Below are 24,251 nucleotides of genomic sequence, written 5' to 3'. Positions count from 1 at the left end.
GGGATCAGGCGTCGCGCTGCGGCTCGGTGTAGGCCGGCACGACGCCGTTGATCGCGTCGCCCATGTTGTGGATGCGCAGCGCGTTGGTCGAGCCGGGGATGCCCGGGGGGCTCCCGGCGACGATGACGACCTGCTGGCCCTCGGTGCAGCGCTCGATCTCGAGCAGCGCGCGGTCGACCTGGAGCACCATGTCGTCGGTGTGCTTGACCTCGGGCACCGTGAACGTCTCGATGCCCCAGCTCAGCGCCAGCTGGTTGCGCACGAGCGGGTCGGGCGTGAAGGCCACGACGGGCACGCGCGAGCGGTACCGCGTCATGCGCCGCGCGGAGTCGCCGCTGGTCGTGAAGGCGACGACGTAGCGCGCGTCGACCGACTCGGCGACCTCGGACGCGGCGCGGCAGATGATGCCGCTCTTGGTGCGGGCCTTCCACGTGAACGCGGCCATGCGCGGCAGACCGTGGTCCTCGGTGGACTCCACGATGCGGGCCATCGTGTGGACCGTGTGGATGGGGTACTCCCCCACGCTGGTCTCGCCCGACAGCATGACGGCGTCGGCGCCGTCGAGCACGGCGTTCGCGACGTCGGACGCCTCGGCACGGGTGGGCCGCGGCGCCGAGATCATCGACTCCAGCATCTGCGTCGCGACGATGACGGGCTTGGCGTTGCGACGGGCCTTCTCGACGATGAGCTTCTGGACGATCGGGACGTCCTCGAGGGGCAGCTCGACGCCGAGGTCGCCGCGCGCGACCATGACGCCGTCGAAGGCGTCCATGATGCCGTCGAGGTTGTCGACGGCCTGCGGCTTCTCGATCTTGGCGATGACGGGACGGACGATGCCCTCCTCGTCCATGATCTTGCGGACGTCGTCGTAGTCGTCGGCCGAGCGGACGAACGACAGGGCGATGAAGTCGACGCCGAGGTGCAGCGCGAAGCGCAGGTCGTCGATGTCCTTCTCGCTCATGGCGGGGACGCTGACCATGACGCCGGGCAGGTTGATGCCCTTGTTGTTGCTGATCGTGCCGGTCGTCTCGACCAGGCACGTCACGTCGGTGGCGGTGACCTCGGTCGCGCGGAAGCGCATGCGACCGTCGTCGATCAGGATCTCGTCGCCGGGGCTGACGTCGCCCGGCAGGCCCTTGTACGTCGTCGAGCAGCGGTGCTGGTCGCCCTGGATGTCGTCGATCGTGATGGTGAAGGTCGCGCCGGCCTCGAGGTGGACCGGGCCCTCGGCGAAGCGTCCGAGACGGATCTTGGGGCCCTGCAGGTCGGCCAGCGTCGCGATGGCCTTGCCCGTCGTGTCGGCGGCCTCGCGGACCCACGCGTAGTTCTGCTCGTGGTCGGACTGGTCGCCGTGGCTCATGTTGAGGCGGGCGACGTCCATGCCGGCCTCGGCGAGCTTGAGGATCTTGTAGGCGCTTCCGACGGCGGGACCCAGGGTGCAGACGATCTTGGCTCTTCTCACGTCCCCCACAGTAGTCAGCGGGGGCGGTTACCCGCGAGTCATTTTTGTCGTTTCACACAACAAATTCAGGTGAACGCTGTTCACCACGGTCCCGTCGTGAACCATGACCGCCCACGGGATGTCTCCCGTGGGCGGACGCAGGTCTCCGGGGCCCCGTGGTGAACCACGGCCGGAGGGGGCTCAGACGGTGAGCGGACGTGCCGTGGGCGCGATCGGCCGGGGCAGCGTGGTCGAGCCCGTCAGGTAGGCGTCGACGCCGGCCGCGGCGGAGCGGCCCTCGGCGATGGCCCACACGATCAGCGACTGACCGCGACCCGCGTCTCCCGCGACGAACACGCCGTCGACGCTGGACATGTACGCCTTGTCGCGCTTGACGTTGCCGCGCTCGTCGAGCTCGACGCCCAGCTGCTCGACGAGTCCCTCGGTCTGCGGCCCCGTGAAGCCCATCGCGAACAGCACGAGCTGCGCCGGCAGGTCCTTCTCGGTGCCGGGCACCTCGGTCAGCTTGCCGTCGACGAACTCGACCTCGACCAGGCGCAGCGCCGAGACGTGACCGTCGTCGTCGCCCACGAACTCCTTGGTCGAGACCGAGTAGACGCGGTCGCCGGCCTCCTCGTGCGCCGACGACACGCGGTACGTCATGGGGTACGTGGGCCACGGCTGGTGGCCGGGACGCTCCGTGCCGGGGTTGGGCATGATCTCGAGCTGCGTGATCGAGCGCGCGCCCTGACGCACCGAGGTGCCGAGGCAATCGGCACCCGTGTCGCCGCCGCCGATGATGACGACGTCCTTGTCGGTGGCCAGGATCTGCCACTCGACCTCCTCGCCGAGCGCCGCACGGTTGGCCTGCGGCAGGAACTCCATGGCCTGGTGGATGCCGGACAGCTCGCGTCCCGGCGCGGGCAGGTCGCGGCGCACCGTCGAGCCGACGGCGAGGACCACGGCGTCGTAGCGGTCGCGCAGCTGCGAGCCCGTCAGCGTGTCGCCGACCTGGACGCCCGTGCGGAACACCGTGCCCTCGCGCTCCATCTGGTCGATGCGACGCTCGACCTGGATCTTCTCCATCTTGAACTCGGGGATGCCGTAGCGCAGCAGGCCGCCCGGCTTGTCGTCACGCTCGTACACCGCGACGGTGTGACCGGCGCGCGTCAGCTGCTGGGCCGCCGCGAGACCAGCCGGGCCCGATCCGACGACCGCGACGGTCTTGCCGGTCAGCCACTCGGGCGGCTCGGGGCGGACCCGACGGTCGTCCCACGCCTTGTCGATGATCGAGACCTCGACGTTCTTGATCGTCACGGCGTCGCGGTTGATGCCGACGACGCACGCCGTCTCGCAGGGGGCCGGGCACAGACGACCCGTGAACTCCGGGAAGTTGTTGGTCGCGTGCAGGCGGTCGAGCGCCTCGTCCCAGTCGTCGCGCCAGACCAGGTCGTTCCACTCGGGGATCAGGTTGCCCAGCGGGCAGCCGTTGTGGCAGAACGGGATGCCGCAGTCCATGCAGCGTCCGGCCTGCTCGGTGATGATCGGCAGCAACGCGCGGCCGGGCCCACCGGGGTAGACCTCGTTCCAGTCGTTGACGCGCTCCTCGACGGGACGCCGCTCGGCGACCTGGCGGGGGGTGTTGATGAAACCTCTGGGATCAGCCACGAGCGGCCACCTCCATCATGCGAGCTGTGGTGTCTTCTTCGGACAGGCCTTCGGCCTCTGCGGCGTCACGCGCCTCGAGGACCAGCCGGTAGTTGACCGGCATGATCTCGGTGAACCGGGCGAGCGACTGCTCCCAGTGGGCGAGCAGCTGCTCGGCCACGACGGAGCCGGTCTCCTCGTGGTGCTGACGGACCAGCGAGCGGAGCTCGTCGGCCGTCTGCTCGGGGACGGGTCGCAGCTCGACCATGTCGAGGTTGACCAGCGACTCGTCCAGGTCGAGGACGTAGGCCGATCCGCCGCTCATGCCGGCGGCGACGTTGCGCCCCGTGGGGCCGAGGATCACGACCCGGCCTCCCGTCATGTACTCGAGCGCGTGGTCGCCCACGCCCTCGACGACCGCGCTGGCGCCGGAGTTGCGGACGCAGAAGCGTTCGCCGACCCGTCCGCGCAGGAAGATCTGGCCCGTCGTCGCGCCGAAGCCGATGACGTTGCCGGCCACGATCTGCGCCTCGGCCGTGAACTGGGCGTCGCGCGGCGGCCGGACGATGATGCGCCCGCCCGACAGGCCCTTGCCGACGTAGTCGTTGCCGTCGCCCTCGAGCCGCAGCGTGATGCCCTTCGGCACGAAGGCGCCGAACGACTGACCCGCCGAGCCCAGGAACGTCAGGTCGATCGTGTTCTCGGGCAGGCCCTCGCCGCGGTAGCGCTTGGTGACCTCGTGGCCCAGCATCGTGCCGACCGTGCGGTTGACGTTGCGGATCTCGACCTGCGCGCGCACCGGCTCACCGTTGCTCAGGGCGTCGGCGCTGAGCGCGATGAGCTCGTTGTCGAGGGCCCGGTCGAGGCTGTGGTCCTGCGACGTCGTGTGGTGCAGCGAGGCGCCCTCGGGCAGCTCGGGGACGTGCAGGATCGGCGACAAGTCGAGACCGTCGGCCTTCCAGTGGTCGACGGCCTTGGCGGCGTCGATGACCTCGGCGTGGCCGACGGCCTCCTCGATCGAGCGGAAGCCCAGGCTCGCGAGGTACTCGCGCACCTCCTCGGCGATGTACGTGAAGAAGTTGACGACGTACTCGGCCTTGCCGGAGTACCTCTCGCGCAGCGTCTTGTTCTGTGTCGCGACGCCCACGGGGCACGTGTCGAGGTGGCACACGCGCATCATGATGCAGCCGCTGACGACCAGGGGCGCCGTCGCGAAGCCGAACTCCTCGGCGCCGAGCAGCGCCGCGATGATGACGTCGCGCCCGGTCTTGAGCTGTCCGTCGGCCTGGACGACGATCCGGTCGCGCAGGCCGTTGAGCAGCAGCGTCTGCTGGGTCTCGGCGAGGCCCAGCTCCCACGGTCCGCCGGCGTGCTTGAGCGACGTCAGCGGCGAGGCGCCGGTGCCGCCGTCGTGGCCCGAGATCAGGACGACGTCGGCCTTGGCCTTCGAGACACCGGCCGCGACCGTGCCGACGCCGACCTCGGACACGAGCTTGACGTGCACGCGCGCGGACGGGTTGGCGTTCTTGAGGTCGTGGATCAGCTGCTTGAGGTCCTCGATCGAGTAGATGTCGTGGTGCGGCGGCGGGCTGATCAGGCCCACGCCCGGCGTCGAGTGCCGGGTCTTGGCGACCCACGGGTACACCTTCGGGCCGGGCAGCTGACCACCCTCGCCGGGCTTGGCGCCCTGCGCCATCTTGATCTGGATGTCGTCGGCGTTGGTGAGGTACTCCGACGTCACGCCGAAGCGTCCCGACGCGACCTGCTTGATCGCCGAGCGACGCTCGGGGTCGTACAGGCGCTCGGGGTCCTCGCCGCCCTCCCCAGTGTTCGACTTGCCGCCGAGGCGGTTCATCGCGATCGCGAGGGTCTCGTGGGCCTCCTGGCTGATCGAGCCGTACGACATCGCGCCGGTGCTGAAGCGCTTGACGATCTCGGAGACCGGCTCGACCTCGTCGATCGAGATGGCCGGGCGCAGACCCTCCTTGAGGCCGAACAGCCCACGCAGCGTCATGAGGCGCTCGGACTGGTCGTCGATGCGCGACGTGTACTGCTTGAAGATCTCGTACGAGCCCGTGCGGGTCGAGTGCTGCAGGCGGAACACCGTCTCGGGGTCGAACAGGTGCTCGGGGCCCTCACGGCGCCACTGGTACTCGCCGCCGACCTCGAGGTGACGGCGCGGGCCCGCGATGCCGCTCGAGGGGTACGCGCGAAGGTGCCGCGAGCGGACCTCCTCGGCGAGCACGTCGAGGCCGACTCCGCCCAGCTTGGACGACGTGCCGGTGAAGTAGGCGTCGACGACGTCGTGCGAGAGCCCGACGGCCTCGAAGATCTGGGCCCCGGTGTACGACGCGACGGTCGAGACACCGATCTTGCTCATGACCTTCAGGACGCCCTTGCCCAGGCCGTACCGGACGTTGCGCAGTGCCTGCGCGGGCCGGACGCCCTCGACGAACACCTTCTCGCGGGCGAGGTCCTCGGCCGACTCGAGCACGAGGTACGGGTTGACCGCGGTGGCGCCGTAGCCGATCAGCAGGGCCACGTGGTGCACCTCGCGGACGTCACCGGCCTCGATGATGAGCCCCGCCTGGCTGCGCAGCTTCTCGCGCACCATGTGGTGGTGCACGGCGCCGGTCAGCAGCAGCGACGGGATCGGGGCGAGGTCGGAGTTGGAGTGACGGTCCGACAGCACGATGATGCGGGCACCGTCGGCGATCGCCCGCGACACCTCGGCGCAGATCTCGTCGAGCTTGGCGCGCAGCGCCTCTCCCCCGCCGTCGACCTCGTAGAGGCCGCGGACGACGTGCACCGAGAAGCCCGGCATGTCGCCGTCCTTGTTCATGTGCCGGATCTTGGCCAGCTCGTCGTTGTCGAGCACGGGGAACGGCAGCTGCAGCATGCGGCACGAGGCCGGGCTCGGGGCGAGTAGGTTGCGCTCGGGGCCGATCGTGCCGGCCAGCGACGTCACGACCTCCTCGCGGATCGCGTCGAGCGGCGGGTTGGTGACCTGCGCGAACAGCTGGGAGAAGTAGTCGAACAGCTGGCGCGGACGCTCCGACAGCGCCGCGATGGGCGTGTCGGTGCCCATCGAGCCGATCGCCTCGGCACCCGAGCGCGCCATGGGGGCGATCAGGATGCGCAGCTCCTCCTCGGTGTAGCCGAAGACCTGCTGACGACGCGTGACCGACGCGTGCGTGTGGACGATGTGCTCGAGGTCGGGCAGGTCCTCGAACCGCACGAGGCCCGAGTACAGCCACTCGTCGTAGGGCTGCTCGGAGGCCAGCGCGTTCTTGATCTCGTGGTCCTCGACGATGCGGTGCTCGTCGAGGTCGAGCAGGAACATCTTGCCGGGCTCGACGCGGCCCTTGCGGACGATCGACTGCGGGTCGAGGTCGAGCACGCCGGACTCGGACGCGAGGACGACCAGACCGTCGTCGGTGACCCAGTAGCGTCCGGGACGCAGGCCGTTGCGGTCGAGGACCGCGCCGATCTGGGTGCCGTCGGTGAAGCACACCGCGGCCGGCCCGTCCCACGGCTCCATGACCGAGGAGTGGAACTCGTAGAACGCCCGGCGAGCGGGGTCCATGTCGGCGTTGTTCTCCCACGCCTCGGGGATCATCATCATGACGGCGTGCGGCAGCGAGCGTCCGCCCAGGTGCAGCAGCTCGAGGACCTCGTCGAACGAGGCGGTGTCGCTGCCGTGGGGGTCGCAGATCGGGAACAGCCGCTGCAGGTCGCCCGGGATCAGGTCGCTCTCGAGCAGCGACTCGCGGGCGCGCATCCAGTTGCGGTTGCCGCGCGCGGTGTTGATCTCGCCGTTGTGCGCGACGAAGCGGAACGGGTGGGCCAGCGGCCAGCTCGGGAACGTGTTGGTCGAGAAGCGGCTGTGGACGATCGCGAGCGCCGACTCCATGCGCTCGTCGCTCAGGTCGGGGAAGAAGCCCTCGAGCTGGTCGGTCGTCAGCATGCCCTTGTAGACCAGGGTGCGGCTCGACAGCGACGGGAAGTACACCTCGAGCTCGTGCTCGGCGCGCTTGCGCAGGGCGAAGGCGACGCGGTCGAGCTCGATGCCGGTGCGCGAGCCGTCCGCGGCGGCCACGAACATCAGCGCGAACGACGGCATCGCGCCGCGCGACATCGAGCCGAGGATCTCGGGGTTGACCGGCACGTCGCGCCAGCCGAGGACCGTCAGGCCCTCCTCGGCGGCCATGGCCTCGACCGAGGCGCGTGCCTCGGTGGCCGCGTCGGCGTCGACCGGCAGGAACGCCATGCCGCACGCGTACGCGCCGGCGTCGGGCAGGTCGATCCCGGCGACACCCCGCAGGAAGCGGTCGGGCGTCTGCATCAGGATGCCGGCGCCGTCACCGGTGTCGGGCTCGCCGCCGACCGCACCACGGTGGTCGAGGTTGCGCAGGGCCGTCAGGCCCTTGACCACGATGTCGTTGGTGGGGACGCCCGTGAGCGTCGCCACGAACGCGACACCGCAGGCGTCGTGCTCGTTGGCCGGGTCGTACAGACCTTGGGCGGCGGGAACTGATGAGAACGGCTGAGCACGCATGCTGGAGCCCCTTCTGCGTCATCGGTGGTCACGAAATTCTCGCACCGGGGACGACGTTGGCCTCGGACAGCGGTCCAAGGCTACACGCCCCTCGCCGTTCGCGGGGCGGGGCCGGCCTCAGACGGTCTTGACGATGTACACGTCGCAGGGCGCGTGCTGCGCGACGTCGCTGGCGACGCTGCCCAGGATGCGACCGATGCCCTGCACGCGGCGGTTGCCCACGACGATCAGGTCGGCCCCGAGTCGCTTGGCCTCCTCGACCAGCGCCTCGGCGGGCTTGCCCTGGATGGGGCTGCTCTCGACGTGCGGCACGACCGTGCCGAGCGAGCCGGCGACCTCTGCGGCGATCGCCTCGGCGGCCTCGCCGGGCGTCAGGGAGCGGGTGTCGTCGAAGGGGCGTCCGGGCTCGGCCTGCGACCCGTGGCTGCGGGGGTCGACGGCCGTGAGGACGTGCAGCGCGGCGCCCGTGCTGGAAGCCAGCTGGGCCGCGACGGTGGCGGCCTTGCGGGAGCTGTCGCTCCCGTCGACTCCGACGAGAATGATCTTGGGCATGTGGTTCTCCTGACGGTCGACCCTCAGCGTAGCGAGATCGACGGTCGGGCGGAGCGCGCCGCCGTCGTCAGACGGTCTTGACGATGTAGACGTCGCACGGAGCGTGCTGCGCGACGTCGCTGGCGACGCTGCCCAGCAGCCGGCCGATGCCCTGCACCCGCCGGTTGCCGACGACGATCAGGTCGGCGCCGATGTCGGTCGCCACCTGCACGAGGGCGTCGGCCGGCCTGCCGTGCGCGGGGCTCGCCTGCACGTTGGGCGCGGTGCCCTCGAGAGCGTCGGCGATCTCGGTCGCGATCGCCTCGGCCGGCGACTGGATGCGCACGTCGCCGACGTACTGGCCCTCCGCGGGCCGGTCGCGGTCCTCGGCGGCCATCATGACGTGCAGCGTCGCGCCGGTCGAGGCGGCCAGCGAGGCAGCGGTCTCGGCGGCCCGGCGCGAGCTGTCGCTGCCGTCGACGCCGACCAGGATGATCTGGGGCATGGGTTCTCCGTTCCGTCGAGACACAGGGTAACTGCCGGTTACGTCTTCGTCACCGTCGTCTGCGTCACCGTGCGAACGCCGCGTCAGCCGAGCGACGAGCCGACGGCCTCGCCCACCAGGTACGTCAGACCCGCGGCGGCGCCGCCCAGCACGAGCTGCCGGACGCCGCCGAACCACCAGCTGCGGGACGTCACGCGCGTCACGACGGCGCCGCACGCGAACAGGCCGACCAACGACAGGACGATCGCGGGCCACGGGGTCTCGACGCCCGCGAGGTACGACAGCAGCGGGATCACCGCACCGAGGGCGAAGGCGAAGAACGACGACACCGCCGCGAGCATCGGCGAGGCGAGGTCGTCGGGGTCGACGTTGAACTCCTCGCGGGCGTGGACCCGGACGGCCTGCTCGGGGTCGACGTGGACCTCGCGCGCCATCTCGCGCGCCGTCGACTCGTCGATGCCCTTGGCGACGAACATCGCCGCGAGCTCGGCCTCCTCGGCCGGCTCGTTCGTCAGGATCTCGTGACGCTCGACGTCGACCTGCCGGAGGGCGAACTCGCGCTGGCTGGCGACCGACGTGTACTCCCCCGCCGCCATCGAGAACGCGCCGGCGGCGAGGCCCGCGAGGCCCGCCAGCACGACCGGTCCGGTGTCGGAGGCCTGGCTGCCACCGACGACGCCCATCATCAGGGCGAAGTTCGACACCAGGCCGTCCATGGCACCGAAGACGGCGGGCCGCAGCCAGCCTCCCGTGACGTCGGGGTGCTCGTGGTCGATCCCGGCCGGGTCGGGCAGCGGTTCCTGGACGTCGGTCATACCGCGAAGGTACGACGGTCCGGCCGATCCGTCACGCGAGGTGAGGCTGGCCGAAGGCCCCGCGGCCGTGGTGGCAGGGTGGGGTCGTGACGATCGACGAGCAGACCCGCGGATTCGCCAGCGACAACTACGCGGGGGCGCACCCCGAGGTGCTGGCGGCGATCGCCGCCGCCAACGTCGGCCACCAGGTCGCCTATGGCGAGGACGCCTGGACCGCACGGCTCGTCGAGACGATGCGCGACCTGTTCGGCGGGCAGACCGAGGTCTTCCCGGTCTTCAACGGCACGGGCGCCAACGTCACGGCGCTGACGAGCGTCATGCCGCGCTGGGGCGCCGTCGTCGCCGCGTCCACCGCGCACATCAACACCGACGAGGGCGGGGCGCCCGAGCGCGTCAGCGGGCTCAAGCTGCTGACCGTCGAGACCCCGGACGGCAAGCTCACGCCCGGCCTCGTCGACCGGGAGGCGTGGGGCTGGGGCAACGAGCACCGTGCGCAGCCACTGGCCGTCAGCATCACGCAGACGTCCGAGCTCGGCACCCTCTACACGGTCGACGAGATCCGGGCGATCGCCGATCACGCGCACGCGCGCGGCATGACGCTGCACATGGACGGGGCGCGCATCGCGAACGCCGCGGCGGCGCTCGGCGTCCCGCTGCGCGACTTCACGGTCGACGCGGGTGTCGACATCCTGAGCTTCGGCGCGACCAAGAACGGTGCGCTGTACGGCGAGGCCGTCGTCGTCCTCGACCCGTCCGTCGCCGAGGGGCTGCCGTACCTGCGCAAGCTGTCGATGCAGCTGGCGTCGAAGATGCGGTTCGTGAGCGCACAGCTCCTGGCCCTGCTCGACGACGACCTGTACCTGCGCTCGGCGGGGCACGCCAATGCCATGGCGACCCGCCTGCGCACCGCGCTCGAGTCGGCGGTCGCGGGCGGCGTCGACGGGCTGACCTTCAGCCAGCCGACACAGGCCAATGCCGTGTTTGCGGTGCTCGACAACGCCGTCGCCGACCGCATCCGCGAGCGTGTGCGGTTCTACGACTGGGACCGTGCCGCCGGGGAGGTCCGGTGGATGACGGCGTTCGACACGACCGTGGACGACGTCGACGCCTTCGCGGCGATCGTCGTCGAGGAGCTCACCCGCTGATCGGTGGGCGTCGGTCGCCGTCGGTGCGGACGGCGTCACCGTCGTCGTCGGTCGGCTCGACGTCGTCGATCGCGTCCACCTCGTCGCGATGCGGCGTGGCCTCGGCGTCGGCGCCGGACGTCACCGCGTCGGGGTCGTGGGGCACGCGGTTGCGGGTAGCCACGAAGTACGCGAGCGCCAGCAGGAACACGATGATCGAGGTCCACACGTTGAGCCGGAACGGCCCGATGTGGTTGACGGTGTCGATGCGCAGCGACTCGATCCATCCACGACCGGCCGTGTAGAACATCGCGTACAGCGCGAACGCGCGCCCGCCCGTGAGGCGGACCTTGCGGTCGATCGCGATGATCAGCGCCGCGGCGGCGAGGTTCCAGAGGAGCTCGTACAGGAACGTCGGGTGGAAGGTCTCGAACTGCGTGTAGCCGGGCGGACGGTTCTCGGGCGAGATCTCCAGGCCCCACGGCAGATCGGTGGGCTTGCCGAACAGCTCCTGGTTGAAGTAGTTGCCGAGGCGGCCGATCGCCTGGGCGACCAGCAGGCCCGGCGCAAGGGCGTCGGCGACCTTCGAGAACGACGCGCCGTAGCGCCGGCACCCGATGTACGCGCCCAGCGCGCCGCCGAGCACGGCCCCCCAGATGCCGAGACCGCCCTTCCAGATGAACAGGACGTCGATGACCTGGCGCCCCTCGCCGAAGTACAGCTCGGGATCGGTCACGACATGGTAGATCCGGGCCCCGACGATGCCGAACGGGATCGCCCAGATCGCGATGTCGCCGATCAGGCCGGCCCGGCCGCCCCGCGCCTGGTAGCGGCGCTCGCCGATCCAGATCGCGACCAGCGCGCCGATGATGATGCCGAGGGCGTAGGCCCGCAGCGGCAGCGGGCCCAGGTGCCACACGCCCTGCGACGGGCTCGGGATGTACTCGAGCATGGTCAGCTCCTCTCGACGCCTGCGCGCAGGTCGGCTGCCAGCGCGCGGACGGCTTCGATCCCGGCATCCTCGTCGGGTGCGTCCAGCAGACAGCGTACGAGGGCCGACCCCACGATGACGGCGTCGGCGTACGCGGCGATCTCGTGCGCCTGCGTGCCGTTCGACACACCCAGGCCGACGCCGACGGGCTTGTCGCTGACCGACCGCACCCGCGCCACGAGGGCCTCACCCAGCGAGCTGGTCTGCTCGCGGGCGCCGGTGACGCCCATGACGGCCGTCGCGTAGACGAAGCCGCTGGCGGCCTCGACGGTCATCGACAGCCGCTCGTCGGTCGACGACGGAGCGACCAGGAAGATGCGGTCGAGCTCGTGCGACCGCGAGGCGTCGACCCACTCGCCGGCCTCGTCGGGGATCAGGTCGGGGGTGATGAGACCCGCGCCGCCCGCCGCCGCGAGATCGGCGGAGAACCGCTCGACGCCGTAGCGCTCGACGGGGTTCCAGTACGTCATGACGACGGTCGGCACGCCGGTCGCGGCGGTCGCGGCGACGACGTCGAACACGTCGGACGTCCGCGCGCCGGCCGCGAGCGCCTGCTCGGCCGCGGCCTGGATGACCGGTCCGTCCATGACGGGATCGCTGTAGGGCAGACCGATCTCGACGAGGTCGACCCCGCCCTCGACCATCGCCTGGATGGCCCGGATCGACAGCTCCTTGGTCGGGAACCCGGCCGGCAGGTAGCCGACCAGCGCGGCGCGGTCCTCGGCGCGGGTGCGCTCGAACAGCTCGTCGATCGCGGAGCCGCTCACTCCTCGACCCCCTGCTCGAGCACCACGGGTTCGTCGATGAGGCCGAAGTACTCCGCCGCCGTGTGGACGTCCTTGTCGCCGCGGCCCGACAGGTTGACCAGGATCGTCGAGTCGGGTCCGAGCTCCTCGGCCAGGCGTAGCGCACCGGCCAGCGCGTGGGCCGACTCGATGGCCGGGATGATGCCCTCGGTCTTGCACAGCAGGTCGAAGGCCGACATCGCCTCGGCATCGGTCGCCGGGACGTACGACGCACGCCCGGTGTCGGCCAGGAACGAGTGCTCCGGCCCCACGCCCGGGTAGTCGAGACCGGCCGAGATCGAGTGCGACTCGAGGGTCTGCCCGTCGTCGTCCTGCAGCAGGAACGACCTGGCACCGTGCAGCACGCCGACGTCGCCACCCGTGATCGTCGCGGCGTGACGACCCGACTGCACGCCGTCGCCGCCGGCCTCGATGCCGACCAGCCGGACGTCCGCGTCGTCGATGAACGCCGTGAACAGGCCGATGGCGTTGGAGCCGCCGCCGACGCACGCGACGGCCGCATCGGGCAGCCGGCCGTCGAGCGTCAGGCACTGGGCCCGCGCCTCGTCGCCGATGCCGCGCGTCAGGTCGCGGACCATCGACGGGAACGGGTGCGGCCCGGCCGCCGTGCCGAACAGGTACGACGTCGTGTCGACGCTCGCGACCCAGTCGCGCAGCGCCTCGTTGATCGCGTCCTTCAGGGTGCGGCTGCCGCTCGTGACCGACACGACCTCGGCGCCCAGCATCTTCATGCGGGCGACGTTGAGCGCCTGGCGCTCGGTGTCGACCTCGCCCATGTAGACCGTGCACTCGAGGTCGAGGTACGCGCACGCCGTCGCGGACGCGACGCCGTGCTGGCCGGCACCCGTCTCGGCGATCGCACGCGGCTTGCCGATGCGCTTGGCCAGCAGGGCCTGGCCGATGACGTTGCGGATCTTGTGGGCGCCGGTGTGGTTGAGGTCCTCACGCTTGAGCAGGATGCGCGCGCCGGCGGCCTCCGAGAAGCGGTGCGCCTCGTACAGGGGGCTCGGGACGTTGGCGTACTCGCGCAGCATGCGGTCGAGCTCGGCGGTGAAGGCCGGATCGGCCTTGGCCTCGGTCCAGGCGCGGTCGAGCTCGTCGAGGGGCGCGATCAGCGCCTCGGGCATGAAACGGCCGCCGAAGCGGCCGAAGTGTCCCGAGCCGTCGGGCTGCGAGTAGGCGGGTCGTGCGGGGGCGGGCTGTACGTCGGTCATGGCTTCTCTCATCGATCAGATCGGTGGCCCCGAAGGGCAGGAGTGCAGGCGAGGGCGCGCCACCGCGTGAGCGGCGGCGCCACTACCACCGATGCTGCAGAGCGGGGTGCGCACCGGCGGCGACCAGGTCGGCCACCGAGGCACGGGGGTCGTCGCCGCGCACGAGCGTCTCGCCGACGAGGACGACGTGCGCGCCGGCCTTGGCGTAGTCGATGACGTCGCGGGGACCGCGGACGCCGGAGGCCGCGACCTTGACGGCGGTGTCGGGGATCAACGGCGACAGACGCTCGAAGGTCGTGCGATCGACCTCGAGGGTCTTGAGGTTGCGGGCGTTGACGCCGATCAGGTCGGCGCCCGCGTCGGCAGCCCGGGCGACCTCCTCGGCGTCGTTGACCTCGACCAGCGGCGTCAGCCCGATCGACCTGGCCCGCTCGATGAGGCTCTCGAGCGCGATCTGCTCGAGGGCCGCGACGATCAGCAGCGCCATGTCGGCGCCCGCGGCGCGGGCCTCCCAGAGCTGGTACGAGGTCGTGATGAAGTCCTTGCGGAGCAGAGGCACGTCGACCGTGCCGCGCACGGCCCGCAGGTCGGCCAGGGTGCCGCCGAAGCGACGCTCCTCGGTCAGGACGCTGATCGCGGCGGCCCCGCCGGCGGCGTAGTCGGCGGCCAGGGCCGCGGGGTCCTTGATCGAGGCGAGTCGGCCCTCGCTGGGGCTCGACCGCTTGACCTCGGCGATGACCGAGACGCCGTCGGACCGGAAGGCCGGCATGGGGTCGAGCGCCGGGTGCTGGCGGGAGGCGCGCTCCTTGAGGTCGTCGAGGGACGTCGTGGCCATGCGGGCCTCGAGGTCCTCGGCCACGCCGACGAGGATGTCGTCGAGTACGGACATGGCTCCTCCTCTGCAGTGGTGACGCGCCTGTCGTCCTAGGGTATCCCGCGCACGGCGCCGTGTTTCCCGGGGTTACCCCATGGCGCCCTCACTATGCTCGGCGCATGTCAGGTCCCACGGAGCAGACGGTGCTCAACCGCAAGGCCGTGTACAGCGTCCTGTGCGGGCTCCTCGCGTTCGCGCTGATCTACCTCTCCCCGTTCGTGGGGCTGCTGGTCGGGTTTCCGGCCGTCACCAGCGCGATCCACGCCCGCCGGGAGATCGCCGCCTCGAAGGGGTACGAGACCGGCGACACCGTCGCGTTCACGGGTCTGCTGGTCGGCGGGGGCGCGATCGTCACGGTCGTGCTGTCGTGGGCCATGCCGCTGGTGGGGTGATCCCCCGCATCCTCACGGAGCGAGCCACGACCCCCACGGCGTCACGCGCAGCACCCCGAAGACGACCAGCCCCGCGAGCACCACCAGGCCGCCGCGCGTGCCGACCGCGACGAGCTGCGCGGTGTGGTCGCCCCGCACGCGGCGCACGACCCACACGCACCACAGCACGACGGCCGCCGCGACCATCACGACCGCGACGGCGTTGCTGCCGAGGGCACCCACCACGTCGCCGCGCGTGAGGTCGTTGACGGCGCGCAGTCCGCCGCACCCGGGGCACGGCAGGCCGGTCAGCCGCTGGAACGGGCAGAAGCCGTACGTGCCCGAGTCGTGCGGGTCGCGCAGGTGCAGCACGGCGGCCGCGGCCAGCCCGAGACCGGCCGCCAGGGCGGGTGCCCGCAGCGCGCGGGCGGTCGACGTCGCGAGGACGTCGGGGTGGCTCACGAGACCGACACGGCCACGACCAGCACGATGACGGCGGCCCAGATGACGGTGCCGATGATGCCGGTCGCCAGACCGGCGATCGCCATGCCACGACCCTCGATGGCCCCGTGCGGGGCGGCGTCGATCTCCTTGCGCGCCATGACCGACAGGACGATGGCGGCGGGGCCGATCAGCACGCCGAGGTAGCAGAACATGATCGAGACGATGCCGAAGACCAGGCCCAGCACGGCCTTGGTGGAGTTCTGCGGACGCGGCGGGTAGCCGTAGCCCTGCTGGGGGTAGCCGTAGCCCTGCTGCTGCGGCGGCGGACCGAAACCGTGCTCGGGCGTCTGGCCGTACGCGGGCGGGGCCTGGCCGTAGGCGGGCGGGGCCTGGCCGTATGCGGGCGGCGGAGGAGCCTGACCGTAGGACGGCGGCGGAGGAGCCTGGCCCCATCCCTGCGTCGGTGCCGGAGCGGACTCGGTCGGCCGCTCGCCGGAGGGCTCGGGGTCCTCACCCGGGTAGCGCGGGTACTGCGGCTGGTCGCTCACCCCGGCGCCGGCTCAGTGCTCGCTGGCGCGCTCGGCACCCATGCCGGCGGCCGACATGATGCGGGCGACGACACCGGCTGCGAGCGCGATGACGGTGCCGATCGTGAACAGGACCCAGTTGGGATCGGGGATCAGCGCGATGCCACCGATCGTGATGCCGACGAGGCACATGATTACTCCGGTCCAGGCGGCGGGCGACGATCCGTGCATGGGTGAGACTCTCCTCGTGGTGGCTGGAACTGAGCCCAGACTACTGGGTGACGGCGGTGCCGGCTCACGCACCCGGCGCCGGCCGGGCGGGTGTCGCGCCCCGGTCAGACGGCCTCGGTCGCGATGACCTCGTCGGCCTCCGCCACGACCGTGACCAGCGTGCGACGGCTGGAGCGTGAACGACGGTCGATCAGGTCGAGGACGCCCTGGTACGTGTAGGCCTTCTTGATGCCGATGACGATCATGACCGTCGCGAACAGGATCGAGACGTCGAGCCAGATCGAGTAGCGACGGACGCAGGCACGGCAGTAGGCGCCCTCGAGGGTCAGTCGCTCGAGATCGGTCAGCGCCGACCGTCCGACGAGCTGGGCCGGGCCCGTCAGTCCCGACTTGGTCAGGAACCGGTCACTCGCCGTCGGGTACTCGTCGCGCAGCGCCGAGACCACGTTCTCGGGCAGCGGGCGGTTGCCCACGATGCTCATCTCGCCGCGCAGCACGTGCACGAGCTGCGGGATCTCGGTGATGCCGCAGCGTTCCAGCAGACGGCCGATGCGGGTGTACAGCGGCGAGTCGGGCGCGATGTTCAGGAAGCGAACGTCGTTCTGGATCGGGACGGTCGAGCGGTTGACGAGGGCCTCGGCGTTCTTGACCATCGTGCGGAACTTGACGATGCGCAGGACGTCGTCGTTCGAGACGCGACGCATGGAGCGGTAGAGCACGGGCCGGCCGCTGAGGACCAGGACGGCCAGTGCCGCGAGGGTCAGGACGGGGACCCAGATCACCGCGGCGAGGCCGGTGATCACGATGTCGAGAGCGCGCTTCTTGGTCATGGGTGGGAGTTCCTATCGTCAGCGGACAGGTGAAGCTCGAGCGACGGATCGGGAGTGGACGCTCGCGGTGGTCGAACCGTGGTGAGGAGGAGTCGTGCGCCGTGCATGACCAGCCACAGACGAGCATCGATGCCGCTGATGCGCGTCCGCGAGGACCGGCCAAGAATGTCGACCGCGGCGGCGAGGCCGCGGTAGGTGGTGTGCAGCCCCGGCACGCGTCGGCGCGCTGGGCCGTCCACGAGGCGCCCCGGGTACACGACCGAGAACGTCGCGCGGGGCGACGTGCGGGCCACGACGGAGGCGAGTCGCTGCTCGACCAGGCACTTCCAGCCGCCGTAGTGGCGGCGGTCGGGCCCCGGGGCCAGCGCGATGACCGACGACACGAGCACGACGCCCACGGGTCGGCCGGACGTCGCGACCAGCAGGCGCTCGATCGCCCCGAGGTCGCGGCGGACGTGCGCGGACTCGAGCTCGGCGTCTGCGTGAGCGGCGTCGGGGTGGACGGGGCCGAGCGCGCACACCACGAGGCGGACGGGCCCGTCGCCGGCCCCGAGCAGGTCGACGTCCTGGTCGACGCGCAGCACGGTCACGTCACCACCCGAGAGAGCGGCGTGATCGTCGGCGTGCCGGGCCAGGACGTGCACGGAGTCGCCGTTCGCCAGCGCGCGCTCGACGACGGCGGCGCCCGCCCGCGTGCGGGGACCCGTCACGATCGTCGTCACACCGCTCATCGGGCGCCCTCCGCCGTGGACCGCAGCACCCGCTCGAACCGGTCGGCGCAGACCTGCATCGCGAACTCGCCCTCGGCGAGCTCGCGGGCGGCCTCGCCGATCTGGTCGCGACGGGCGGGGTCGCCGAGGAGCTCCGCGGCCCAGGCGCCGGCGGCCGGGATGTCGAGCTCGGAGGGCGCGAACACGCCGCCGCCCGTGCGGTTGACGAGGTCGGCGGCGACGTTCTCGCACGGCATGAGCCCCAGCACGGGCCGACCCGCGCACAGGTACGACAGGGTCTTGGACGGCACCGAGAACGCGCCCGCCTGCTGGTCGAGCAGGACGACCAGCAGGTCGCCGGTGGCGAGCACCTCGGACAGGCGCTCGTACGGCTGGAACGGCAGCAGCGTGATCGGCACGGCGCGGCGCTCGGCCTCGGCGCGCAGCAGACCGACGGCGGGGCCCTCGTTGACGACGACGAGTCGCACGTCGCGTCCGGCGCGGCGCACCTCGGCGGCCAGCGACACCAGCAGCGCCGGGTCGTGCTTGAGGCCCAGCGTGCCCGAGTAGAGCAGGGTCAGGGTGTCGTCGAGCTCGTTCTCGACGGCCCAGTCGTTCTTGCGGTCGAGCGGGACGATCTCGTCCAGGGGCGCCCAGTTGGGGATCACGGTGACCTTGTCGGCGGTGCCCCACCGCCGGTGCACGGGCACGAACGACTCGGCGATCACGACGACCGCCGCCGCGCGGCGCGAGCACCAGCGCTCGGCGACCTCGAACGCCCGGGCCACGAACCCGAACGACCGCGAGAGCTTGCCGCCGGCGAACGACCGGATCGCGACGGAGTAGACGTCCTGGTGCCACAGCACCCACGGCGTGCGGGTCAGCACCATGGCGACGGCGAACACGACCAGCGTCGGCACCTGGACGTTCGACATGAGGGCGACGTCGGGCCGGACCGTGCGCACGTGGCGCACGAGCTCGACACCGAGACGGAGCTCCTGGAACAGCCGCCGCACGAAGCTGGACTTGTCGAAGACGATGTCGTCGCCGACCGTCTGGAACGTCAGCGTCTCGCCGGGCCCGGCGGTCAGGCGTCCCTTGCCCGAGACGTACGCGCCGCACGAGGAGTACACGACGTCCTCGCCGCGGCGGGAGATCTCCCGGCTGAGCTGCACCTGGAAGGGGTGGCCGCTGAAGTCGTGCACGAGGATCTTCATGCCACGGTTCCCTTCTCCACGGTGTGGTGCGTCACACCTAGGAGAACGAGCGTCGTGCGGGTCTGTTACGCCCGCCCACGGCGTCTAGGCCGTGGGATCGTCCCCGCGGTCCATGGCCTTCCACATGTCGCCGTCACTGGCGCCCCGCTCCGGACGGCGCGCGGACGGCGCGTCGTAGCGGCTGCTCATGGTGGGCCAGCGCCCGGCGAACCGCACCATCGCGACGCCCAGCACGACCGCGACCGCGAAGGCGGCGATCGCCACCAGGTACCACGGCCCGTACGAGATGTCGCCGAGCGACGACGGACCCGTGTACGCGGGCGACTTCTCGGCGGCCGACCGCACCGCGTCGTCGAGCGTCGAGCTGCCCGCCCGGGGCACCAGGGCGATCGCCCCGGCCGACACGAGGATCGTCAGCACGCCCACGACCCGACGCATGCGGGGCCCCGCGGCCAGGATCGCGAGGCCCGCGGTGACGACGACGACCGCGAGCGCCGAGACGAGCGGCTGCGCGTCGGTGCCGCTGACCGCGACGTCCGCCGAGGCGAGCCCCTCGGCCCTGACCTGCGCCTCGGCCCACGTGCGTCCGGCGGCGAAGAACGCCAGGCCACCGACGGCCAGCGTCGCGAGCACCACGGGCGCGTACAGCCGGCGGCGACTCACAGCAGCCGGTCCGCGTCGAAGCACGTCGTGTCGCCGGTGTGGCAGGCGCCGCCGGTCTGGTCGACCTTGACGAGCAACGTGTCGCCGTCGCAGTCGAGCCGCACCTCGCGGACGTGCTGCACGTGGCCCGACGTCTCGCCCTTGACCCAGTACTCCTGGCGGCTGCGGCTCCAGTAGGTGCCACGGCCCGTCGTGAGGGTGCGGTGCAGCGCCTCGTCGTCCATCCAGCCGACCATCAGGACGTCGTGCGTCGTCGCGTCCTGCACGACGGCCGGCACGAGGCCGTCCGCATCGCGCTTGAGCCGTGCGGCGACGGCGGGGTCCAGGGTGGTCACGTCTCCCAGTGTCTCAGGCGTCGTCATGCCGACCCGCCCGCCCGGGTCGTGAGCGAGGCCTGGGCGACCCAGCTGGCGTGCAGCCGCTCGTAGACGCCGCCCCCGTCGACCAGCTGCGCGTGGTCGCCGTCCTCGACGAGGCGGCCCGCGTCGAACACGAGGATGCGGTCGGCGTTCTCGGCCGTCGACAACCGGTGCGCGATCGTGACGCTCGAGCGTCCCAGCAGCAGCTTGTCGAGCGCGCGGGTGGCGCGCAGCTCGGTCTGCGGGTCGACCGCGCTGGTCGCCTCGTCGAGCACGATCAGGTCGGGATCGGCCAGCGCCGAGCGCACCAGCGCCACGAGCTGCCGCTCCCCCGCCGACAGCGACTCGCCACGCTGGCCGACCTGGGAGTCGAGCCCCCGCGGCAGGCTCGCGAACCAGTCGTCGAGCTCGAGGTCGGACACCACCGCGAGCAGCTGCTCGTCGGTCGCGTCGTGCCGGCCGTACAGCAGGTTCTCGCGCAGCGTCGCGTCGAACAGGAAACCCTCCTGCGGCACCATCAGCACGTGTCGCCGCAGGTCGGCGAACGAGACCGTCGCGATGTCGGCGGCCGCCTGCGGGTCGGTGCCGAGGCGGACGGTGCCCTCGGTCGGGTCCATCAGCCGCGTCAGCAGCTTGGCGAACGTCGTCTTGCCCGACCCCGTCTCGCCCACGACGGCGATGCGCTGGCGCGGTGCCAGCACGACGTCGACGTCGCTCAGCACCGGCGGGCCGCCCGGGTACGCGAACGTCACGCCGTCGAAGCGTGCGCCCAGCGACCCCTCGGGCAGCGAGACCCCCGCGGCACCCGGGTCGACGACGTCGGCGGGCGTGTCGAGCAGGTCGATGACCCGGCGCCACGACGCGATGGCGTTCTGGGCGTCGGTCAGCACCTGCGTGGCCGTCTGCACCGGCCCCACGAAGAGCCCCACCAGGAAGGCGAAGGCGATGACGGTGCCCATCGACAGGTCGCCGGCGACCCCCAGCACGACGCCGATCGCCAGCACGGCACCGTTGGCCAGTCCCCCGGCGACGCCGGACGACGCGAACGTCACGGCGACGAGCTTCTGCGCCGACACGTTCGCGTCGAGGTTGCCCTTGATGCCCTCGTCGACCCGCTGCTGCGTGCGTCCCTCGATCGCGTAGGCACGCACGACCGACGCGCCGACGACGGGCTCGGCGATCACGGCGATCATCTCGCCGACGGTGCGGCGGACGATGTCGTACGCGTCGCTCAGGCGGCTCGCGAACCACCTGAGGCTGATCGCCAGCGGCAGGAAGCACACGATCACGACGATCGTCAGCTGCCACGAGTAGTAGGCCATGATGACCGTGGCGACGACGATCTGCCCCAGGCTCACGACGATCTGGATGCCCGTGAACTGCAGGAACTGCGAGACCTGGTCGATGTCGGACGTCACCCGCGAGACCAGCACGCCGCGGCGCTCGGAGTTCTGCGTCAGCATCGACAGGTCGTGGACGTGACGGAACGCGTCGACCCGCATCTGGGCCAGCCCCGTCTCGCTGGCCTTGAACAGGCGGATGCGCATCCAGTAGGCGATGCCGGCCGTCAGCAGGATCAGCACCGAGGCGATCACGAGGAACGTGCCGATGTCGCTCAGCCGCGTGTCGCCGCCGTCGCCGAGGCCCGCGTCGACGGTGCGCTGGATCAGGACCGGCACGACCGAGCCGCCGACCGTGCTGAGCACCGCCAGCAGGACCGTGAACCCGAGGCCCTCCTTGATCGCCGGCGACAGGGCGAGCCCGCGCCGGATGATCTGCGTGCCGGTCTGCCGGCTCGGCGTGATCTCGGGGAGGTCGTTCTCGACTGCCTGAGTCATGACATCTCCTCCCGTGCCTGGTCGTACGCGTTGACGAGGTTGCGGTAGTCGGCGGACGCCTCGACCAGCTCGTCGTGGGTCCCGCGGGCCGCGATGGCTCCCTCGTCGAGGAAGACGACCTCGTCGGCCAGCGCGATCGTGGCCTTGCGGTAGGCGACGACCAGGACCGTCGGGCCCTCCCCGTCGGCCGTGCTGGCCGCCAAGGCCTTGAGGATGCGCTGCTCGACCTCGGGGTCGACGGCGCTCGTGGCGTCGTCCATCACGAGCAGGCGCGGTCGCCGCACCAGCGCACGCGCCAGCGACAGGCGCTGCCGCTGCCCGCCCGACAGCGTCGTGCCGCGCTCGCCGAGCTCGGAGTCGAGCCCCCGCGGCAGCGACGCGACGAAGTCGGCGGCCTGCACCGTGCGCAACGCCTCCCAGACCTCGTCGTCGGAGTGGTCGCCGCCGAGCGTCACGTTGGCGCGGACGCTGTCGTCGAACAGGAACGTGCCCTGCGGGACGACCGCGATCGCCGAGGCCAGCTCGTCGTGCGTGAGATCGCGGATGTCGACGCCGTCCACGCCGATCGTGCCGCCCTGCGGGTCGACCAGACGCGTGAGCAGCGACGTCAGCGTGCTCTTGCCGCTGCCCGTCGCGCCGACGACGGCCACGACACGGCCCGGCTCGACGTCGAGGTCGATGTGCCGCAGGACGTCCTGGTCCGCGTCGTCGAAGCGGAACGTCACGTCGCGCACGGCCAGCGCCACCGCGCCGCGTCCGGGCAGCGTCTGCGGGCCGTAGGGCATCGAGCCGCGCTCGGCGAGCACCGACTCGACCCGCTCCCAGCTGACGACGCTGCGCGGCAGCTCGCCCAGCACCCAGCCGATCGCGCGCACGGGGAACGCGACGACCGTGAACAGGTACGCGACGGACACGACGTCGCCGGGATCGGCCGCGCCGCTCGCGACCCGCCCCACGCCCAGCACGACGACCGCGAGGATGCCGATGTTCGGGAGCGCCTCGAGCAGCGGGTCGAAGATGCTGCGGATGCGTCCGACCGCGATGTTGGCGTCGCGCAGCTCGTGCGAGACGTCGCGGAAGCGATCGGTCTCGTCGGTCTCGCGGCCCAGCGACTTGATGACGAGGGCGCCGTCGAACGACTCGTGCGCCACTGCGCTGACCGATCCGCGCAGCGACTGGGCGTGCGCGACCTTGGGCGACAGCCAGCGCTGGTAGAACACGTTGATCACGAACAGCGCCGGGAACACGACGAGCCCGACGAGCGTCAGCACGAGGTCGGCGCGCACCATCTCGACGATCGCCGCGACCAGCATCGCGATGACGCCGATCGCCATCGGCAGCGGCATGAAGACCGCCCAGGCGCCCTCGACGTCGGCGTTGGCGTTCGACAGCAGCTGCCCCGTGGGGTGCTTGTGGTGCCACGACATCGGCAGGGTCAGGTACTGGCGCGTCACGCGGCGCCGGTACTCCGCCACGAGGCGGTAGTACACGATGCCGCCGATCAGTCGTCGCGCGACGATGCCCAGGGCGCGCAGGATCGCGACGGCCATGAACAGGGCGATCGCGGCGACCAGGGCGCCCTCCGTGACGTCGCCGGCCTCGAACGAGGGCCGGATGACGTGGTCGGTGGCCCAGCCCAGCACGCGGGCGTCCGCGACGGTCATGAAGCCGAACAGCACACTGCCGACGACCGACACCCAGAACAGGAACCGCTGTTCCCTGATGCCGCGTCCGAGCAGTCTGAAGCCCCGCCTCGTGATGCGGTCGGTGCGGGCGTCGCCCAGGTCAGCGGACACGATGTCCAGAAGCTCGCAAGGTCTCTTTCACCTGTCCGATGGTCATGTCGCCGAAGTGGAAGACACTCGCGGCGAGCACTGCGTCGGCGCCGGCATCGACGGCCTGAGCGAAGTGCTCGAGCCGTCCGGCGCCACCGCTCGCGATGAGCGGCACCTGTGTAACGTCACGGACCGCCCGAATCATTTCCAGGTCGAATCCGTCGCGGGTGCCGTCGGCGTCCATCGAGTTGAGCAGGATCTCGCCGGCGCCCAGCTCGGTGGCCCGTCGGGCCCACTCGACGGCGTCGATCCCGGCCGACTGGCGCCCGCCGTGCGTCGTGACCTCGAAGCCGCTGGGCTGGTCGGCCGCGCGTCGGGCGTCGACGCTCAGCACCAGCACCTGGCTGCCGAACCGGTGGGCGATCTCGGCGATGACGTCGGGGCGGGTGATCGCGGCGGTGTTGATGCCGACCTTGTCGGCGCCGGCGCGCAGCAGCCGGTCGACGTCCTCGGGCGTGCGCACCCCTCCCCCGACCGTCAGGGGGATGAAGACCTGGTCGGCGGTGCGCCCGACGACGTCGAACGTCGTGCCGCGACTGTCGGACGAGGCCGTGATGTCGAGGAACGTCAGCTCGTCGGCACCCTCGGCGTCGTAGACCGTGGCCATCTCGACGGGGTCGCCCGCATCGCGCAGGTCGACGAAGTTGACGCCCTTGACGACGCGACCGTTGTCGACGTCCAGGCACGGGATGACACGGACGGCGAGGCTCACCGGACGAG

The 24,251-nt window shown here is 71.4% G+C and carries 23 protein-coding genes; 2 read left to right on the top strand and 21 right to left on the bottom strand.

All coding sequences use genetic code 11. The features are described from left to right. Positions 1-4 precede the first annotated feature (4 nt). The 6 genes from pyk to IFT73_RS15450 all read right to left on the bottom strand — a co-directional run bounded on the left by pyk (position 5) and on the right by IFT73_RS15450 (position 9,497). Positions 5-1,462 carry a pyruvate kinase gene (gene pyk, locus IFT73_RS15475; protein ID WP_192168388.1) on the bottom strand — a complete coding sequence of 486 codons (1,458 nt, stop codon included), beginning with the start codon at positions 1,460-1,462 and terminating at the stop codon, positions 5-7. Between the two features lie 180 nt (positions 1,463-1,642). Further along, positions 1,643-3,109, bottom strand: coding sequence for a glutamate synthase subunit beta (locus IFT73_RS15470; protein WP_056609228.1), 1,467 nt, complete (start codon positions 3,107-3,109; stop codon positions 1,643-1,645). Next, the gene (gene gltB / locus IFT73_RS15465) at positions 3,102-7,646 is read right to left on the bottom strand and encodes a glutamate synthase large subunit (RefSeq protein ID WP_192168387.1); all 4,545 of its coding nucleotides are present in this window, start codon (positions 7,644-7,646) and stop codon (positions 3,102-3,104) included. Before gltB ends, IFT73_RS15470 begins: the two co-directional genes overlap by 8 nt. Before the next feature lie 117 nt (positions 7,647-7,763). Further along, complete coding sequence (locus IFT73_RS15460) at positions 7,764-8,198, bottom strand: universal stress protein (RefSeq protein ID WP_056609230.1); 435 nt, start codon at positions 8,196-8,198, stop codon at positions 7,764-7,766. A gap of 67 nt (positions 8,199-8,265) precedes the next feature. Beyond that, positions 8,266-8,682: a universal stress protein gene (locus IFT73_RS15455; protein ID WP_192168386.1), complete on the bottom strand. Its 417-nt coding sequence runs from the start codon at positions 8,680-8,682 to the stop codon at positions 8,266-8,268. 83 nt (positions 8,683-8,765) lie between these two features. Further along, positions 8,766-9,497, bottom strand: coding sequence for a VIT1/CCC1 transporter family protein (locus IFT73_RS15450; protein ID WP_192168385.1), 732 nt, complete (start codon positions 9,495-9,497; stop codon positions 8,766-8,768). A gap of 86 nt (positions 9,498-9,583) precedes the next feature. Here IFT73_RS15450 and IFT73_RS15445 point away from each other — a divergent pair, with 86 nt between their 5' ends. Further along, on the top strand, positions 9,584-10,642 hold the full coding sequence (locus IFT73_RS15445; RefSeq protein WP_192168384.1) for an aminotransferase class I/II-fold pyridoxal phosphate-dependent enzyme: 1,059 nt from the start codon (positions 9,584-9,586) through the stop codon (positions 10,640-10,642). On the opposite strand, the gene lgt is transcribed toward IFT73_RS15445, so the two are convergent. From lgt to trpC, 4 genes are all read right to left on the bottom strand, one after another. Next, positions 10,632-11,573: a prolipoprotein diacylglyceryl transferase gene (gene lgt / locus IFT73_RS15440; RefSeq protein ID WP_192168383.1), complete on the bottom strand. Its 942-nt coding sequence runs from the start codon at positions 11,571-11,573 to the stop codon at positions 10,632-10,634. The genes IFT73_RS15445 and lgt overlap by 11 nt on opposite strands. Before the next feature lie 2 nt (positions 11,574-11,575). Next, positions 11,576-12,379, bottom strand: a complete 804-nt coding sequence (trpA, locus tag IFT73_RS15435; protein WP_371811295.1) for a tryptophan synthase subunit alpha — start codon at positions 12,377-12,379, stop codon at positions 11,576-11,578. Next, positions 12,376-13,632, bottom strand: a complete 1,257-nt coding sequence (gene trpB / locus IFT73_RS15430) for a tryptophan synthase subunit beta (RefSeq protein WP_056609239.1) — start codon at positions 13,630-13,632, stop codon at positions 12,376-12,378. The genes trpA and trpB overlap by 4 nt, the downstream gene beginning before the upstream one ends. Before the next feature lie 82 nt (positions 13,633-13,714). Beyond that, entirely contained in the window at positions 13,715-14,521 is an 807-nt protein-coding gene (gene trpC, locus IFT73_RS15425; RefSeq protein ID WP_192168382.1) for an indole-3-glycerol phosphate synthase TrpC, read from the bottom strand. Between the two features lie 104 nt (positions 14,522-14,625). Between trpC and IFT73_RS15420 the strand changes: the two genes are divergently transcribed. Next, positions 14,626-14,898 (top strand): hypothetical protein, encoded by a 273-nt coding sequence (locus IFT73_RS15420; protein ID WP_192168381.1) that lies wholly within the window; start codon positions 14,626-14,628, stop codon positions 14,896-14,898. Between the two features lie 12 nt (positions 14,899-14,910). Here IFT73_RS15420 and IFT73_RS19090 read toward each other — a convergent pair whose 3' ends face one another. The 11 genes from IFT73_RS19090 to hisF form a co-directional block, all read right to left on the bottom strand. Further along, the gene (locus IFT73_RS19090; RefSeq protein ID WP_192168380.1) at positions 14,911-15,339 is read right to left on the bottom strand and encodes a DUF2752 domain-containing protein; all 429 of its coding nucleotides are present in this window, start codon (positions 15,337-15,339) and stop codon (positions 14,911-14,913) included. Then, positions 15,336-15,869, bottom strand: coding sequence for a DUF4190 domain-containing protein (locus IFT73_RS19655; protein ID WP_192168379.1), 534 nt, complete (start codon positions 15,867-15,869; stop codon positions 15,336-15,338). The genes IFT73_RS19090 and IFT73_RS19655 overlap by 4 nt, the downstream gene beginning before the upstream one ends. Before the next feature lie 12 nt (positions 15,870-15,881). Further along, a complete protein-coding gene (locus IFT73_RS15405; RefSeq protein ID WP_056609249.1) occupies positions 15,882-16,079 on the bottom strand; it encodes an HGxxPAAW family protein in 198 nt (65 codons plus the stop codon). Positions 16,080-16,183: 104 nt separating this feature from the next. After that, positions 16,184-16,909, bottom strand: a complete 726-nt coding sequence (locus tag IFT73_RS15400) for a sugar transferase (RefSeq protein ID WP_192168378.1) — start codon at positions 16,907-16,909, stop codon at positions 16,184-16,186. Next, positions 16,906-17,640, bottom strand: coding sequence for a hypothetical protein (locus IFT73_RS15395; protein WP_192168377.1), 735 nt, complete (start codon positions 17,638-17,640; stop codon positions 16,906-16,908). The genes IFT73_RS15400 and IFT73_RS15395 overlap by 4 nt, the downstream gene beginning before the upstream one ends. Continuing rightward, entirely contained in the window at positions 17,637-18,836 is a 1,200-nt protein-coding gene (locus IFT73_RS15390; RefSeq protein ID WP_192168376.1) for a glycosyltransferase family 4 protein, read from the bottom strand. The genes IFT73_RS15395 and IFT73_RS15390 overlap by 4 nt, the downstream gene beginning before the upstream one ends. Positions 18,837-18,920: 84 nt before the next feature. After that, positions 18,921-19,499, bottom strand: a complete 579-nt coding sequence (locus IFT73_RS15385) for a Trp biosynthesis-associated membrane protein (RefSeq protein WP_192168375.1) — start codon at positions 19,497-19,499, stop codon at positions 18,921-18,923. After that, entirely contained in the window at positions 19,496-19,861 is a 366-nt protein-coding gene (gene hisI / locus IFT73_RS15380; RefSeq protein WP_192168374.1) for a phosphoribosyl-AMP cyclohydrolase, read from the bottom strand. Before hisI ends, IFT73_RS15385 begins: the two co-directional genes overlap by 4 nt. Further along, entirely contained in the window at positions 19,858-21,696 is a 1,839-nt protein-coding gene (locus IFT73_RS15375) for an ABC transporter ATP-binding protein (RefSeq protein ID WP_192168373.1), read from the bottom strand. The genes hisI and IFT73_RS15375 overlap by 4 nt, the downstream gene beginning before the upstream one ends. Then, positions 21,693-23,492 (bottom strand): ABC transporter ATP-binding protein, encoded by a 1,800-nt coding sequence (locus IFT73_RS15370; protein ID WP_371811294.1) that lies wholly within the window; start codon positions 23,490-23,492, stop codon positions 21,693-21,695. Before IFT73_RS15370 ends, IFT73_RS15375 begins: the two co-directional genes overlap by 4 nt. Then, the gene (gene hisF, locus IFT73_RS15365) at positions 23,482-24,243 is read right to left on the bottom strand and encodes an imidazole glycerol phosphate synthase subunit HisF (RefSeq protein ID WP_056609265.1); all 762 of its coding nucleotides are present in this window, start codon (positions 24,241-24,243) and stop codon (positions 23,482-23,484) included. The genes IFT73_RS15370 and hisF overlap by 11 nt, the downstream gene beginning before the upstream one ends. Between the last annotated feature and the right edge of the window lie 8 nt (positions 24,244-24,251).

It is taken from the genome of Aeromicrobium sp. CFBP 8757, from assembly GCF_014841755.1.
Classification (GTDB): Bacteria; Actinomycetota; Actinomycetes; order Propionibacteriales; family Nocardioidaceae; genus Aeromicrobium.
The sequence above is the reverse complement of the archived record's forward strand: the minus strand, read 5'-3'. Positions and strand labels throughout refer to the sequence as shown.

Coding starts and splice junctions, on each gene's coding strand:
- gltB (WP_192168387.1), bottom strand. CDS start 7,646: ATGCGTGCTCAGCCGTTCTCATCAGTTCCCGCCGCCCAAGGTCTGTAC.
- IFT73_RS15400 (WP_192168378.1), bottom strand. CDS start 16,909: ATGACCAAGAAGCGCGCTCTCGACATCGTGATCACCGGCCTCGCCGCG.
- IFT73_RS15405 (WP_056609249.1), bottom strand. CDS start 16,079: ATGCACGGATCGTCGCCCGCCGCCTGGACCGGAGTAATCATGTGCCTC.
- IFT73_RS15450 (WP_192168385.1), bottom strand. CDS start 9,497: ATGACCGACGTCCAGGAACCGCTGCCCGACCCGGCCGGGATCGACCAC.
- trpB (WP_056609239.1), bottom strand. CDS start 13,632: ATGACCGACGTACAGCCCGCCCCCGCACGACCCGCCTACTCGCAGCCC.
- trpC (WP_192168382.1), bottom strand. CDS start 14,521: ATGTCCGTACTCGACGACATCCTCGTCGGCGTGGCCGAGGACCTCGAG.
- IFT73_RS15390 (WP_192168376.1), bottom strand. CDS start 18,836: ATGAAGATCCTCGTGCACGACTTCAGCGGCCACCCCTTCCAGGTGCAG.
- IFT73_RS15460 (WP_056609230.1), bottom strand. CDS start 8,198: ATGCCCAAGATCATTCTCGTCGGAGTCGACGGGAGCGACAGCTCCCGC.
- IFT73_RS15375 (WP_192168373.1), bottom strand. CDS start 21,696: ATGACTCAGGCAGTCGAGAACGACCTCCCCGAGATCACGCCGAGCCGG.
- IFT73_RS15455 (WP_192168386.1), bottom strand. CDS start 8,682: ATGCCCCAGATCATCCTGGTCGGCGTCGACGGCAGCGACAGCTCGCGC.
- hisI (WP_192168374.1), bottom strand. CDS start 19,861: ATGACGACGCCTGAGACACTGGGAGACGTGACCACCCTGGACCCCGCC.
- lgt (WP_192168383.1), bottom strand. CDS start 11,573: ATGCTCGAGTACATCCCGAGCCCGTCGCAGGGCGTGTGGCACCTGGGC.
- IFT73_RS15395 (WP_192168377.1), bottom strand. CDS start 17,640: ATGAGCGGTGTGACGACGATCGTGACGGGTCCCCGCACGCGGGCGGGC.
- IFT73_RS15420 (WP_192168381.1), top strand. CDS start 14,626: ATGTCAGGTCCCACGGAGCAGACGGTGCTCAACCGCAAGGCCGTGTAC.